Raw genomic sequence first — 13745 nt, forward strand, 5'->3', positions numbered from 1 at the left:
AGGATGTCTTTTTTTATATCACGTTATGTACATCCCTCCTATATAAATTCCCTGTTTTTATCGTGAGAATTAACGTAATATCAGCCATATCCCACTCATATTGTAATAGTGTATGTCAGAACTCACGAGAAGGAGTGAACATAATGAGCTGCAATTGTAACGAAGACCATCATGAACATGATTGTGATTTCAACTGTGTATCTAATGTCGTTCGCTTTATACATGAACTGCAAGAATGTGCAACGACAACATGTGGATCTGGTTGCGAAGTTCCATTTTTAGGAGCACATAACACTGCATCAGTAGCGAATACACGTCCTTTTATTTTATACACAAAAGCCGGAGCACCTTTTGAAGCATTTGCACCATCTTCAAGCCTTACTAGTTGCCGATCTCCAATTTTCCGCGTAGAAAGTATAGATGATGATGACTGTGCTGTATTACGTGTATTAACTGTAGTATTAGGTGATAACTCACCCGTACCACCTACTGATGACCCAATTTGTACGTTTTTAGCTGTACCAAATGCAAGATTAGTATCAACCTCTACTTGCATTACTGTTGATTTAAGTTGCTTCTGTGCTATTCAATGCTTACGCGATGTTACAATTTAAAACTAAATAATGAGTTAAGTATGGATTGGGTGGCAGATAATTCTGCCACCCAATCCATGCTTAAAGAGTATTATTATGTAAATTTCTTAAAATTGGGAACTTGTCTAGAACATAGAACCTGTCCTTTTCATTAACTGAAAGTAGAAACAGATAAAGGAGTGAAAAACATGTTCTCTTCTGATTGCGAATTTACTAAAATTGATTGTGAGGCAAAGCCAGCTAGTACACTACCTGCCTTCGGTTTTGCTTTCAACGCGTCTGCACCTCAGTTCGCTTCACTATTTACACCACTACTATTACCTAGCGTAAGTCCAAACCCAAATATTACTGTTCCAGTAATAAATGATACAGTAAGTGTTGGAGATGGCATTCGAATTCTACGAGCTGGTATTTATCAAATCAGTTATACATTAACGATTAGTCTTGATAACGCACCTGTAGCACCAGAAGCTGGTCGTTTCTTCTTATCATTAAATACGCCAGCTAACATTATTCCTGGATCAGGTACAGCGGTTCGTTCTAACGTTATTGGTACTGGTGAAGTAGACGTATCCAGCGGTGTTATTCTTATTAACTTAAATCCTGGTGACTTAATTCAAATTGTACCAGTTGAGTTAATTGGAACTGTAGACGTCCGTGCAGCAGCATTAACAGTTGCACAAATTAGCTAGTAAAAAGCGGTATTTCTAATACAGAAATACCGCTTTTTATATGTATAATAAAAAACACTCACAGTAACATGAGTGTTTCATTCTTCATATTGTTTTATTGTGTTCTTCTTTTTCCCACAATTACATCCCTTTTTCTTCACAAATCCTTGTTGTTGCAATTGTTCTTGATATGCCTGTTGTTGTGCATGGTGCTGTTGCTGTATTTGATACCACTGCTGCAGGTCATATGAATTTTGCCTTGGATTATTGCTCACAGCAAACATCTCCTCTACTGTCAATTCTGTCTATTTACTATATGAACAACTCTTTATTTCCGTTCCCTCATTCTTTTAAACTCCGCTTTTTCTCTTATTATGAAAATATATTATTCTCCCATAAAATATCCTGTAATCGTTTCAATGATTGCTGCTGCTCCTGCAATAGCCAATAATGCAAGTAACGGCTCCGCAACAATAGGAATCCAATTATATAAAACTAATAAAAAAGCACTAACCCATACACCTGTACACCAATAACAGCTTAATAATTCGCCAATCCACTTTCTTAATCCTTTACCTTTCACTTTTGTAAACGTTGATACACTTCCATCTGGCTCCGTAATCTCTAATTCATCAATAAATGGTCTTCGCAAAAAGGCTGTAATTTTATCATAAACAATTAAACGAGTGAGCCTAAAGGCTGCTAACGCGAAAATAAAAAATAAAAGCCAGCTTGTAAACAGCATAATTCCACCTTCCCTTATCCTCTTTCGCCTATTTAAAAAAAAAGGTCTTGAGATTGTGACCAAATCTCCTCGACTCCAATATCTTATTAATGTAAATACAAACAAGAAGATAAGGAGTGACATTAATGAGTTGTAACGAAAATAAACACCATGGCTCTTCTCATTGTGTAGTTGACGTTGTAAAATTCATCAATGAATTACAAGATTGTTCTACAACAACGTGTGGATCTGGTTGTGAAATTCCATTTTTAGGTGCACACAATACTGCATCAGTAGCAAATACACGTCCTTTTATTTTATACACAAAAACTGGAGAACCTTTTGAAGCATTTGCACCATCTGCAAGCCTTGTTGGCTGCCGATCTCCAATTTTCCGTGTGGAAAGTGTAGATGATGATAGCTGTGCTGTACTACGTGTATTAAGTGTAGTATTAGGTGATAGCTCTCCTGTACCACCTACTGATGACCCAATTTGTACGTTTTTAGCTGTACCAAATGCAAGACTAGTATCGACATCTACTTGCATTACTGTTGATTTAAGCTGTTTCTGTGCGATTCAGTGCTTACGCGACGTTACTATCTAATGTGAAGTGAACTAAAAAACTATTGGGGTGGTAGAAGCTTTCTACCACCTTTACATATTTAAAAGCCGGCCATACTAATCGATTGGATATCATCTATAGACAACCTAATATCTCTCATACTATTTTGCGGCATAATAGATACGATGCCATTACGATACGATATGATTGATCCAACATAAGAAACTGTAGCTGTTTTTATTCTACACCTTACTTTCGGAATGTAATGAGGGCGGTTTAATAAAAAATGAATTTTTTCATCATTATTCATATCCTTAAATGATTTATTATACGGGACGGTTCTTACCTGCTCTTGTTCTTCTTGTTCTTCTTGTTCTTCTTTTTCTTCTTTTTCCTCTTCTTCCATTTTTCCTTCCACTTGCTGTTCTTCTTGCTTCTCTTCTTGTTGTTCTTGTTCTATTACCTCTTCCACAGCACTACTTACAATATTTTCTTGTCTATTACTTTTTTCTTTTTGATCTTCATTTTCAAAGTTTGTCAGGATAATCCTTTTTATTTTCGGTGCAGCAAGTTCTAAACTTACTTGCGTAATATATAACAACGGTTTTCCAACTGTTGAACTTTTATTTTTATTCTTCACACTCGTCCCTCCCACTTCCATACGTAGCTGAATAAATCGTGTACTATTATAGTTATATTCATCACGTGGCAAGAACTTTCGTTAAAAATCGTTCTTTCTAAGAACAAATAAAAAGGACAATCTCAGCATTTAGAGATTGTCCTTTAAAAATTAATATTATATTTATCCTAGGATATGATACCCTGAATCAACGTGAATGTTTTCTCCTGTTACACCGCGTGCTAAATCACTGAATAGGAATACTGCTGTATCGCCAACTTCTTCTTGCGTTGTTGTACGACGAAGTGGTGCGCGCTCCTCAATTTCTCTTAAGATTGAGTTGAAATCGCCTACACCTTTTGCAGATAACGTACGAATTGGTCCTGCAGAAATAGCGTTGACGCGAATACCATGTTGACCTAAATCGTTCGCTAAATATTTCACGCTCGCTTCTAATGAAGCTTTCGCAACACCCATAACGTTATAATTTTTCACAACGCGCTCGCCGCCAAGATATGTTAACGTTAAAATATTTCCGCCTTCTGTCATTACTTTCTTCGCTTCTCTTGCTACAGCTGTTAAAGAGAATGCACTAATATTTTGTGCAAGTAAAAATCCATCGCGAGAAGTATCTACAAATTCACCTTTTAAGTCATCGCGATTTGCAAAAGCAATACAATGTGCTACACCGTGAATAGTACCTACTTCTTGTTTAATTGTTTCAAAACAAGCTGTAAGTTCCTCATCATTCGTTACATCACAAGGTAATACAAGTGATTCTTGCCCTTCTAATGTGTCCGCTAATTCACGAACGTTTCTTTCTAAACGTTCTCCTGCATATGTGAAGATTAATTTTGCACCTGCATTATGCAAAGAGCGAGCAATTCCCCATGCAATACTTCTTTGGTTCGCAACGCCCATAACAACAAATGTTTTCCCTTGTAATAGTTCCATGATATATCCTCCCAGAAATACTTATACTTGTTATTAGTACCTGATACTATAATTATAGTAACATAAAACCGCTTAAAGGCAAACAAAAAAGTCATTAACAGAAATTTGTTAATGACTTTTGGTTTCTATAAAAAAGCGCTCTAATCCTTCTTCCCAAGACGGCATTTGTAAAAAACCATTTAATCGTAGCATGTTATGTTGAAAGATAGAATATTTGGGCCTTGCAGCCGCAGCTCCGAATTCTTCCGTTGAAACAGGTAATACATTCACTTTCATATTGGCGTACGAAAATATTTTTTGTGCAAATTCAAACCAAGAGCATGAACCTCTGTTTGATACGTGGTATGTACCGTATAAAGAAGTATGAATGAGCTTATTAATAACCATATTTAAATCCGCCACATACGTAGGAGAGCCAACTTGATCCGCTACAACAGATATTTCATCTCTTTCTTTTCCTAATCGTATCATCGTTTTTACGAAATTATTTCCATATTTACCATATAGCCACGATGTGCGAACGATAAAATATTTATTATGTAACTCTTTGACGAACTGCTCCCCCGCATACTTAGAGGCTCCATATATATTTACCGGAGCAGGACTATGAAATTCATCGTACCCCTCTGGTCTGGCGCCTTGAAATACATAATCAGTACTAATATAAACTAGCTTCGCCCCTACTAATTGTGAAGCGACCGCTACATTTCGAGCTCCAATTGCATTTATTCTATATGCAAGATCCTGTTCTTTCTCTGCATGATCTACTTTCGTATAGGCAGCACAATGAATAATTATATGTGGTTTTATTTCTTGTACCACTTGTTGTATTCGGGATATATTTGTGACATCTAGTAACTTTTTATCAAATGCATATATATCATATTCTTCAGAGTTTAACTCTTCAAATAGTTGCTTTCCTAATTGGCCGTTTGCTCCTGTTATGATAACCCTCTCTTTCATTTAACATGCCCCTTACTAATCTTTTAGTGGTTTCCACCATTCCTTATTCTTTTCATACCATTTCACCGTCTCTTGTAATCCTTGTTGAAATGTATATTTCGGTTCCCAATCAAATTCATTCTTCATTTTCTCTGCATCAATCGCATAACGACGATCGTGCCCTAAACGATCTGTAACATATTCAATATCTTTTTTTGTTTTTCCTAAAAGAGTAATAATTTGTTCCACAACTTCTACATTTGTTTTTTCATTATTTCCACCTATATTATATACTTCTCCTACACGTCCCTTATGCAGAACAACGTCAATCGCACTGCAATGATCCGTTACATGTAACCAATCTCTTACATTTAAACCATCACCATATAACGGTAATTTTTTTCCTTCCAGTGCATTCGTAACCATTAATGGAATTAATTTTTCGGGATACTGGTACGGCCCATAATTGTTAGAACAACGCGTTACTATAACTGGTAATTGATATGTTTTATAGTAAGATAGAGCTATCATGTCCGCGCTCGCCTTACTTGAAGAATATGGACTATTTGGAGCTAACGGCGTTGTCTCTATGAACTTCCCTGTTTTTCCTAAAGAACCATACACTTCATCTGTTGACACTTGCACAAGTTTTATATGCGAATATTTTTTAACTAGTTCTAATAAAGTGACCGTCCCAATTACATTTGTATCATAAAAAGGAATCGGATTTTCAATACTACGGTCCACATGTGATTCAGCTGCAAAATTTACAATCACTTGTACGTCTCGCTCTTTTATGATGTGTTCTAATAGCTCTCCATTTTGAATTTCTCCTTTTACAAAAGAGTAATTAGGGTGATCCTGAAGAGATTTTACATTATTTAAATTCCCGCTATATGTTAATGCATCGTAATTAATAATTTTATATGTTTCATAACTTTGTAGCATGTAATGAACGAAATTACTTCCAATAAATCCAGCCCCACCTGTTACTAATATATTCATAAACAACTCTCCTACTTAAAAACTATCTTCATATTCCTCTAGTAATGGCAATATCCGGTCCTTATCGGACAATATGGGATCTGTTACCGGCCAAGGAATTGCTAAATCTTTATCTTCCCAAAGTAATCCAGAGTCATGCTCTGCACTATAATATTCATCTACTTTATACATAACGATAGTATGCGGGACAAGCGTGCAAAAACCATGGGCAAATCCTTTTGGCACTAGTAATTGCCGATGGTTATCTGCACTTAAAATATACCCTTTCCATTGTTTAAATGTTGGTGATTTTTTTCGCAAATCAACGATAACATCATAAATTGCTCCTTGCATAACTTGAATGAGTTTCGTTTGTGCTTTCGGTTTTTTTTGAAAGTGTAGCCCCCGTATCGTTCCTGCCTTAACCGAATAAGATACGTTATCCTGTACAAATGAATACGTAATCCCTAATGTTTCTAGCACCTGCTTATTATAGCTCTCTGAAAAAAAGCCACGCTCATCTCCAAATAACCTCGGTTCTAACAATTTTGCATCGGTAAAATTTGTTTCTATAACTTTCATATTCTCACCTATTCTCCGTTAAACTGTTTCCCAAAGTTAATATCCTGTGCTAACGTATTCGCCTTTTGAAGAGAAGCATGAGTTCCAGCATCAGTCCACCAACCGCTCATTTCATTATAAGTAAGTACCCCTCGTTTTAAATACCAATTATTTATATCTGTAATTTCAAGTTCTCCCCGTGCAGAAGGTTTTAATTCTTTTATATAAGAAAAGACTTTCGAATCATACAAATAAATTCCCGTAACAGCATAAGAACTTTTCGGCTCTTTCGGCTTTTCTTCAATTTCAACTATTTTTCGGTTTTGAATATGTGCTACGCCAAATCTTTCGGGATCTTCTACAGATTGCAATAGTACTTTCGCACCTTCTTTTTGATTTGCAAACTCTTCAACATACGGAAGAATATCATCTGAGAAAATATTATCCCCCAATATAACTACCATACGATCATTCCCGACGAAATCTTCACAAAGCCCTAACGCCTGTGCGATACCGCCCGCTTTATCTTGCACACGATACGTAAAGGACACGCCAAATTCATGACCACTCCCTAAGAAGCTAACAACATCCCCCATATGCTCTTTACCTGTAATAATCATAATATCTGTAATATCGCATTGTTTTAGTTTATATACCGCATGATAAATCATCGGATACCGCCCAACAGGAAGTAAATGTTTATTCGTTACTTTCGTTATTGGATATAATCTCGACCCAGTACCACCTGCTAAAATAATTCCTTTCACTCTGCATCTCTCCTTTATGATGGAGATAATATATCTTTGTAATGTTCTACAAACACTTTCCGGTACTTCTCATATGTATCCGCATCAAACTCATCCCCGTTGTAATGAATACACCATAAATTTGCTTGATTTGGGATACCGATTAAATAACCAGCCCTTTGAAATTCTAAAGATTGTGACACATCATAAAAGTGAAACCCTTGAAATAAATCTTCTCGCCACGGAATATCATACTGCGTTGCCATAAATAAACCATCAATTGCCTGAACTGACAAAAATGGTTGATTACCATAAAAAACCTGATCCAAATTTAATAATTGATAATTCCGTCTTCTATATTCAATCACTTTCCCTACTAAATTTTTCCCTTCCCACCATATCCCGTTATTCGGTAAAAACTGAGCCCCAGCGACCCCTATTAAACCAAGCTTTTCATTTTCTTCAAAAAGAGATATAAGTGTATAAAACATATCTCGATTAATAAGATATGTATCTTGATGTATATACACTTTGTATTTCGCTGGATATGAAAGGGCTCGGTTATATGCACTTGCCATACTTTGTGCATCTCGTATCGGAAAAATTTGTACAGCGTAACCAGGGGGAACAAAAATGTTTCTTATTTGGCTCTCACATTGTTTAAAAAGCTCCTCATTATTTACACAAACAACGACTAATATTGTATGATCTTTCATTTTTGTCCCCCCTTTATTCTTCCTTATTTACATCTGCCATATAGTGTTCTACAAATATTTTTCGATACTTTTCATAGTTCGTCATATTCACATCAAAATGATAATGGATGCACCAAGCATCGCGCTGTACAGGTACACCGACTGTATATCCTGCTTTTTTAAATTCAAATGATTGAGATACATCATAAAAATCAAATCCGTCAAATAAGTCTTCTCGCCACGGAACATCATATTGTGTCGCCATTAATAAACCGTCAATACATTCTACAGGAATAAATGTTTTTGATTCATGATACGGTTGTTCTAAACTTGCCATATAAAACAAATCATTCATATAACCAATGACCTTTCCTACAATTCCACGCCCTTCGTTCCATACACCAGTTGGAGGAACATATTGCGCTCCAACCATCCCAATCATACCAAGGTGTTCATGTTCCTCAAATAATTGAAGTAATCCATATAAAAAAGCTCTATTTATAATAAAAACATCTTGATGTAAATACACTTTATACTTCGCTGGATGCGAAATAGCTTGATTGTATCCACTCGTCATACTTTTCGCATTTCGAATCGGCATAAATTGAACAATATACCCTGGAGGTACTAACAATTGCAATATATGTCGCACGCAGTTTGCATACAATTTCCGATCATTTATACATGTAACAAATAATATTGTTTTGTCTGCAGCACTCATAATTGTGATTTTTCAGCTTCAATAATATACTGAAATACAACTGTCTCAGCCATGAAGCCACTTCCAAGACGATATTTTTTACAAATTCCATACAACTCCTCAATAAGCGGCTCATACATTTTATGATCAACATATACACGATCTACTTTACTAATAACATATCCTGCTTTTAAAAACATTCTTAGCATTTCATTAAATGTAAAGAAACGAATATGTGTTTTATCTAATAAACCATATTCTGTATACGTCCAATTTCCGGCAAGTAAGGGCGCTAATACTGAAATATGAGCAACGTTTGGTATACTTGCTAAAATCACACCATTTTGCTTTATATATGGCTTAACCTTTTCAATCACAGCCCACGGATCAAATAAATGCTCTAATACATCTCCAAATAGGATGCAATCAAATTGCCCCTCCTCATAAGGAAGATCTATTTTTTCTATATCCCCTAAAATAACATGATCTAGTATTTCTTTCGCTTTTTCTGCAGCCTCTGGAAATGCCTCAATTCCTGATACACGTGTACCGTTTTCTTTAATAGCTGCTCCCAATGCACCGCTCGAACAACCAATATCAAGAACTTCTTTCCATTCCTTTTTTATATGCTTTAATAAATTCGGATTCGCTGCATTATAATAATGCTCGGATTTTTCTTCATATAAAGAACTTTTTTCGCGATTCATTTCACACACTCCTTATGCAAATTGAATTAGAAATATAAATCTCATATGAATTCTATAAAGTGTAGTTTTTGTTCATCCCCCACTGATTATTAGCCCGCAAATAGCAGTATAAAAATTTTTATCTATATTGGTTACGTTACTGATACTCTAATATATAACCAATCTATTAGAGTTAGAATAACGATAAATCATTTCTAAAAAAACGAAACCTATTACGCTTTATATGGTTTATCAAAAACTCCCCGAAAATATTTACGGTTATATTCAATTGCAGCATTATTCGGAACATAAGAAGCTGCTAATTCATTGTAATAATATGCTTTATCCTGCTCTCCTAACCTGCTATAACAAATACACATTTGTAAATAGGGTAGCCATGTGTAGCTAGCTGGACTATGGAAAGGACTTTCCGTTGCCATTGGTACTTCCGTTGCAAGTTTAAACCAAAATATCGCTTCATTATATTTTTCTTGTTCCATATATATATATCCTATTCTTGTACAATTCTCTCCTCTAGGGACGTCATACCGAAACGACTTCACACAAGATTCAATTGCCTTCTCCCACATTCCGAGCTTCGCATAGCAATCTCCTAACTTACCACATGCATAAATTTTTTCTTCATACCATCCTTCGTCCTGATTAAGAAATGTTTCATAAAGAAGAACTGCATCATCATATTTTTGGTTATCCATAGATTCATTTGCGTAATAAAATAAATCCCTCGGACTCAATTCTTCCCCTGCAGCTACAGTGTTTTGAAAAATTCTCAAATTACGATCTGTTACTTTTTTTTTCTTTTTTATGCGTAATAGCAACATTACTACTAAAAACCTCACCAGAAATAGCTAAATACTCGTGAACCTTTCCAAACCATTGAAATTGTTTTTCACGTTTTACAAGTCGATTTCTTTTTGTACAATATAAAGGTTTCCCGTTAGAATCCATTGCAAGGTGATAAGGCATCGAAACGGCATCAATTTTAGGATCTAATTCTCTTTTTAAAAGTTTCAACGCTTCTTGAGCATCTTCTAATAATACGTCATCTGCATCTAGCCACAATATATACTCTTGCGTCGCTTTTGAAAAAGAAAAATTTCTTGCTGCTGCAAAATCATCAATCCACTGGAAATCATATATGTTAGAAGTGTATTTCTCTACGATTTCTTTCGTTCGATCGACGGAACCTGTATCAACTACTATAATTTCATCCACAATTTTTTCAACTGTGTCTAAACAACGGGCTATTGTCTCCTCTTCATCTCGAACAATCATACATAAACTAATTGTAATTCCTTGCTTGTTCAACATAATCACCCTCTTCCAAATCAATCATATGTTATACCTATACTAAACTTTCCATTTTTTTAAATTGTTCAAGTAGTTTAAGATTTCTTTTCAATAATTCAAATGTCCGTGTCATTTTCTTTCGGTTTTGCATCTACTATATAATGAACGCTTTATGGAGGTGAATTTATGTCAAATAATAATTATTCAAATGGATTAAATCCCGATGAATCTTTATCAGCTAGTGCATTTGACCCTAATCTTGTAGGACCTACATTACCACCGATACCACCGTTTACCCTTCCGACTGGGCCGACCGGGCCGACTGGACCGACCGGACCTACAGGGCCGACTGTACCTACGGGGCCAACTGGACCTACGGGACCAACTGGTGACACTGGGGCTACTGGACCTACGGGGCCGACTGGTGACACTGGGGCTACTGGACCTACGGGGCCGACTGGTGACACTGGGGCTACTGGACCTACGGGGCCGACTGGTGACACTGGGGCTACTGGACCTACGGGGCCGACTGGTGACACTGGAGCTACTGGACCTACGGGGCCGACTGGTGACACTGGGGCTACTGGACTTACGGGGCCGACTGGTGACACTGGAGCTACTGGACCTACGGGGGCTACTGGACCTACGGGGGCTACTGGACCGACTGGACCAACTGGACCATCCGGACTAGGACTTCCAGCAGGACTATACGCATTTAACTCCGGTGGGATTTCTTTAGATCTAGGAATTAATGATCCAGTACCATTTAATACTGTTGGATCTCAGTTTGGTACAGCAATTTCTCAATTAGATGCTGATACTTTCGTAATTAGTGAAACTGGATTCTATAAAATTACTGTTATCGCTAATACTGCAACAGCAAGTCTATTAGGAGGTCTTACAATCCAAGTGAATGGAGTACCTGTACCAGGTACTGGATCAAGTTTAATCTCACTCGGAGCACCTATCGTTATTCAAGCAATTACGCAAATTACGACAACTCCATCATTAGTTGAAGTAATTGTTACAGGGCTTGGGCTATCATTAGCTCTTGGCACGAGTGCATCTATTATTATTGAAAAAGTTGCTTAATTTTTTACTTAGCAGTAAAACTGATATCAGTTTTACTGCTTTTTCAATTTCAAATTCAATCATGAAACATTCAGTACCTACATAATCATATTGTTGTATGACATTTTGCAGGAGGCACAAATATGGAAAGTAAATCTGCTGTTCAGCTTTATCTCGAATTGCTAAAGAAGACAATTTTATTTGAAATATGGTTAGAATATGAGGCATACTTACCCGCATCTCTACATATTTCGAAAGAACTAGAATTCGAACCAGTTACAGTCCCTCTCCCTTTATTCATTAAGCAATATGCCGAAAACCATAACTTAAAAATTGTAAAACCAAATGTCTCAAAAAGTGAACGTCATGATGGAATGGATTGGCCAAGAGCAGCACATAGCATGATTGGTCGAGAACGTATGAACCAATTACAAGAGGCGATGGAAACCGTTGTTCGTGAAAATATAGAAGGTGATTTTATTGAAACAGGTGTATGGCGCGGAGGATCATGCATTTTTATGAATGGGTTTTTACAAGCAAACAACATTACGGATCGTAATGTGTGGGTCGCAGATTCATTTGAAGGTTTGCCAGCACCGAATCTAGAACAATATCCAAAAGATTACGGTGATTATTTACACACATTCGATTACTTACGCGTCTCTTTAGAACAAGTACAAGAGAATTTCAAAAAATATGATTTACTAAATGATCAAGTGAAATTTTTAAAAGGTTGGTTTAAAGATACTTTACCAACAGCACCAATTGAAAAAATAGCAATTGCACGGCTTGATGGTGATATGTACGAATCCACCATGGATGGTCTCATGAACTTATATGATAAAGTTTCTAAAGGTGGCTATATAATTATCGATGACTACGGGCTACCACCATGCGCTGAGGCTGTGACAGACTTTAGAAAGCAACGAAATTTAAAAGCCCCTATTACTAAAATTGATGTATTTGGCGTTTATTGGAGAAAAGAATAAAAAGATTTAATCTATAGGAGATCCCATTTTCACTCATCCTTCTCTCACTTCTAACCCAACAAAATATTTTTTTCGGAATCTCCTTACATATAACAATTGTTTTCCTGTCTTCTCTCACTACAAATTGAAAATTTCATTAATAGAGTTACTGCATATTCTCACACAAGAAAGGGGTATACTCATGAGCGAATTTAACAAAGAAATGACTTTACTCCCCCCTCCTGAACTCGTCCAATATGTAGGTGGCGACTTCAAAAAGGTTGGAAAAGAGTTCCTAAAGCATTTTATTCAAATTGGCGCTTTAAAATCAAATGAAAAAGTATTGGATGTAGGCTGCGGCGTCGGCCGAATGGCTGTACCATTAATGAATTACTTAAATGATGATGGAGCGTATTATGGATTTGATTTGTTTAAAGATGGAATTACTTGGTGTCAAAATAACATTTCAACTATGCGTAATAATTTTCACTTTGAACATGTTGACATATACAATCAATTCTATAATCCGGAAGGAAAAGAAGATGCCTCTCAATATCGTTTTCCCTATGAAGACGGAACATTCGATTTTATCTTTTTAACTTCTGTATTTACGCATCTTCTCCCAAAAGAATTAGAACATTACGTATCTGAAATTGTACGTGTATTAAAAAAAGACGGGAGATGTTTCATTACATTCTTTCTTATAAACCCTGAATCGTCTTATTATTTAAATGCAGGACAAAGTACATTAGGTTTTTATCATCGAATTGAAAATTGCTACGTTGTAAATAAAGATATTCCGAATTTCGCAGTTGCTTATCCGGAGACAGATATTTGCAATTTATTGAATAAGTACGACCTAGAAATAATCAATAAGCCCCATTACGGCTTATGGTGCGGCAGACATGAATATACAAGTTACCAAGATATTGTTCTTACAAAAAAAAGCTTCTGAAA

At 36.2% G+C, this 13745-nt stretch carries 17 protein-coding genes and 1 pseudogene; 6 read left to right on the forward strand and 12 right to left on the reverse strand.

Going from position 1 to position 13745, the window contains the following annotated elements; genetic code table 11:
* Nucleotides 1-143: 143 nt before the first annotated feature.
* Nucleotides 144-614 carry a spore coat protein CotY gene (gene cotY / locus AC0OM3_RS13775; RefSeq protein WP_001277698.1) on the forward strand — a complete coding sequence of 157 codons (471 nt, stop codon included), beginning with the start codon at nt 144-146 and terminating at the stop codon, nt 612-614.
* 167 nt (nt 615-781) lie between these two features.
* Nucleotides 782-1285, forward strand: coding sequence for an exosporium protein ExsF (gene exsF, locus AC0OM3_RS13780; RefSeq protein ID WP_000492936.1), 504 nt, complete (start codon nt 782-784; stop codon nt 1283-1285).
* A gap of 77 nt (nt 1286-1362) precedes the next feature.
* Here exsF and AC0OM3_RS13785 read toward each other — a convergent pair whose 3' ends face one another.
* Together AC0OM3_RS13785 and AC0OM3_RS13790 are read right to left on the reverse strand one after the other, a co-directional pair.
* Nucleotides 1363-1548 (reverse strand): hypothetical protein, encoded by a 186-nt coding sequence (locus AC0OM3_RS13785; protein WP_033672524.1) that lies wholly within the window; start codon nt 1546-1548, stop codon nt 1363-1365.
* Between the two features lie 101 nt (nt 1549-1649).
* Nucleotides 1650-2009, reverse strand: a complete 360-nt coding sequence (locus tag AC0OM3_RS13790; protein ID WP_000899662.1) for a DUF1360 domain-containing protein — start codon at nt 2007-2009, stop codon at nt 1650-1652.
* A gap of 125 nt (nt 2010-2134) precedes the next feature.
* Between AC0OM3_RS13790 and exsY the strand changes: the two genes are divergently transcribed.
* The gene (exsY, locus tag AC0OM3_RS13795) at nt 2135-2593 is read left to right on the forward strand and encodes an exosporium assembly protein ExsY (protein WP_001277741.1); all 459 of its coding nucleotides are present in this window, start codon (nt 2135-2137) and stop codon (nt 2591-2593) included.
* A gap of 58 nt (nt 2594-2651) precedes the next feature.
* On the opposite strand, the gene AC0OM3_RS13800 is transcribed toward exsY, so the two are convergent.
* The 10 genes and pseudogenes from AC0OM3_RS13800 to AC0OM3_RS13845 form a co-directional block, all read right to left on the reverse strand.
* Nucleotides 2652-3212: a spore coat CotO family protein gene (locus AC0OM3_RS13800; protein ID WP_474212589.1), complete on the reverse strand. Its 561-nt coding sequence runs from the start codon at nt 3210-3212 to the stop codon at nt 2652-2654.
* A gap of 141 nt (nt 3213-3353) precedes the next feature.
* On the reverse strand, nt 3354-4124 hold the full coding sequence (gene fabI / locus AC0OM3_RS13805) for an enoyl-ACP reductase FabI (protein WP_000421886.1): 771 nt from the start codon (nt 4122-4124) through the stop codon (nt 3354-3356).
* A 108-nt stretch (nt 4125-4232) separates the two neighbouring features.
* A complete protein-coding gene (gene rfbD, locus AC0OM3_RS13810) occupies nt 4233-5087 on the reverse strand; it encodes a dTDP-4-dehydrorhamnose reductase (RefSeq protein ID WP_000664658.1) in 855 nt (284 codons plus the stop codon).
* 15 nt (nt 5088-5102) lie between these two features.
* A complete protein-coding gene (gene rfbB / locus AC0OM3_RS13815; RefSeq protein ID WP_001024167.1) occupies nt 5103-6071 on the reverse strand; it encodes a dTDP-glucose 4,6-dehydratase in 969 nt (322 codons plus the stop codon).
* A gap of 15 nt (nt 6072-6086) precedes the next feature.
* Nucleotides 6087-6632, reverse strand: a complete 546-nt coding sequence (gene rfbC, locus AC0OM3_RS13820; protein WP_000864167.1) for a dTDP-4-dehydrorhamnose 3,5-epimerase — start codon at nt 6630-6632, stop codon at nt 6087-6089.
* Nucleotides 6633-6640: 8 nt separating this feature from the next.
* Complete coding sequence (locus AC0OM3_RS13825) at nt 6641-7378, reverse strand: sugar phosphate nucleotidyltransferase (protein ID WP_000676158.1); 738 nt, start codon at nt 7376-7378, stop codon at nt 6641-6643.
* 14 nt (nt 7379-7392) lie between these two features.
* Nucleotides 7393-8073, reverse strand: a complete 681-nt coding sequence (locus AC0OM3_RS13830) for a glycosyltransferase family protein (RefSeq protein WP_000651519.1) — start codon at nt 8071-8073, stop codon at nt 7393-7395.
* Nucleotides 8074-8086: 13 nt separating this feature from the next.
* The gene (locus tag AC0OM3_RS13835) at nt 8087-8773 is read right to left on the reverse strand and encodes a glycosyltransferase family protein (protein ID WP_001271182.1); all 687 of its coding nucleotides are present in this window, start codon (nt 8771-8773) and stop codon (nt 8087-8089) included.
* On the reverse strand, nt 8770-9459 hold the full coding sequence (locus AC0OM3_RS13840) for a class I SAM-dependent methyltransferase (protein WP_001078429.1): 690 nt from the start codon (nt 9457-9459) through the stop codon (nt 8770-8772). Before AC0OM3_RS13840 ends, AC0OM3_RS13835 begins: the two co-directional genes overlap by 4 nt.
* Before the next feature lie 212 nt (nt 9460-9671).
* A pseudogene (locus AC0OM3_RS13845) lies at nt 9672-10770 on the reverse strand (glycosyltransferase).
* A gap of 165 nt (nt 10771-10935) precedes the next feature.
* On the opposite strand from AC0OM3_RS13845, the gene AC0OM3_RS13850 reads away from it, so the two are divergent.
* The 3 genes from AC0OM3_RS13850 (at nt 10936) to AC0OM3_RS13860 (ending at nt 13743) form a co-directional block, all read left to right on the forward strand.
* Nucleotides 10936-11841 carry a BclA C-terminal domain-containing protein gene (locus AC0OM3_RS13850; protein ID WP_440048772.1) on the forward strand — a complete coding sequence of 302 codons (906 nt, stop codon included), beginning with the start codon at nt 10936-10938 and terminating at the stop codon, nt 11839-11841.
* Between the two features lie 122 nt (nt 11842-11963).
* Nucleotides 11964-12809 carry a TylF/MycF family methyltransferase gene (locus tag AC0OM3_RS13855; RefSeq protein WP_000444379.1) on the forward strand — a complete coding sequence of 282 codons (846 nt, stop codon included), beginning with the start codon at nt 11964-11966 and terminating at the stop codon, nt 12807-12809.
* 181 nt (nt 12810-12990) lie between these two features.
* Nucleotides 12991-13743, forward strand: coding sequence for a class I SAM-dependent methyltransferase (locus tag AC0OM3_RS13860; RefSeq protein ID WP_001288764.1), 753 nt, complete (start codon nt 12991-12993; stop codon nt 13741-13743).
* Nucleotides 13744-13745 lie beyond the last annotated feature (2 nt).

The organism is Bacillus sp. FAU20, assembly GCF_056033865.1.

What these genes read in the sequence shown, in the direction of transcription:
- cotY (WP_001277698.1), top strand. Translation starts at nt 144, where the DNA reads ATGAGCTGCAATTGTAACGAAGACCATCATGAACATGATTGTGATTTC.
- AC0OM3_RS13850 (WP_440048772.1), top strand. Translation starts at nt 10,936, where the DNA reads ATGTCAAATAATAATTATTCAAATGGATTAAATCCCGATGAATCTTTA.
- AC0OM3_RS13800 (WP_474212589.1), bottom strand. Translation starts at nt 3,212, where the DNA reads ATGGAAGTGGGAGGGACGAGTGTGAAGAATAAAAATAAAAGTTCAACA.
- AC0OM3_RS13785 (WP_033672524.1), bottom strand. Translation starts at nt 1,548, where the DNA reads ATGTTTGCTGTGAGCAATAATCCAAGGCAAAATTCATATGACCTGCAG.
- rfbD (WP_000664658.1), bottom strand. Translation starts at nt 5,087, where the DNA reads ATGAAAGAGAGGGTTATCATAACAGGAGCAAACGGCCAATTAGGAAAG.
- AC0OM3_RS13830 (WP_000651519.1), bottom strand. Translation starts at nt 8,073, where the DNA reads ATGAAAGATCATACAATATTAGTCGTTGTTTGTGTAAATAATGAGGAG.
- rfbB (WP_001024167.1), bottom strand. Translation starts at nt 6,071, where the DNA reads ATGAATATATTAGTAACAGGTGGGGCTGGATTTATTGGAAGTAATTTC.
- AC0OM3_RS13840 (WP_001078429.1), bottom strand. Translation starts at nt 9,459, where the DNA reads ATGAATCGCGAAAAAAGTTCTTTATATGAAGAAAAATCCGAGCATTAT.
- AC0OM3_RS13855 (WP_000444379.1), top strand. Translation starts at nt 11,964, where the DNA reads ATGGAAAGTAAATCTGCTGTTCAGCTTTATCTCGAATTGCTAAAGAAG.
- AC0OM3_RS13790 (WP_000899662.1), bottom strand. Translation starts at nt 2,009, where the DNA reads ATGCTGTTTACAAGCTGGCTTTTATTTTTTATTTTCGCGTTAGCAGCC.
- AC0OM3_RS13860 (WP_001288764.1), top strand. Translation starts at nt 12,991, where the DNA reads ATGAGCGAATTTAACAAAGAAATGACTTTACTCCCCCCTCCTGAACTC.
- exsF (WP_000492936.1), top strand. Translation starts at nt 782, where the DNA reads ATGTTCTCTTCTGATTGCGAATTTACTAAAATTGATTGTGAGGCAAAG.
- rfbC (WP_000864167.1), bottom strand. Translation starts at nt 6,632, where the DNA reads ATGAAAGTTATAGAAACAAATTTTACCGATGCAAAATTGTTAGAACCG.
- fabI (WP_000421886.1), bottom strand. Translation starts at nt 4,124, where the DNA reads ATGGAACTATTACAAGGGAAAACATTTGTTGTTATGGGCGTTGCGAAC.
- exsY (WP_001277741.1), top strand. Translation starts at nt 2,135, where the DNA reads ATGAGTTGTAACGAAAATAAACACCATGGCTCTTCTCATTGTGTAGTT.
- AC0OM3_RS13835 (WP_001271182.1), bottom strand. Translation starts at nt 8,773, where the DNA reads ATGAGTGCTGCAGACAAAACAATATTATTTGTTACATGTATAAATGAT.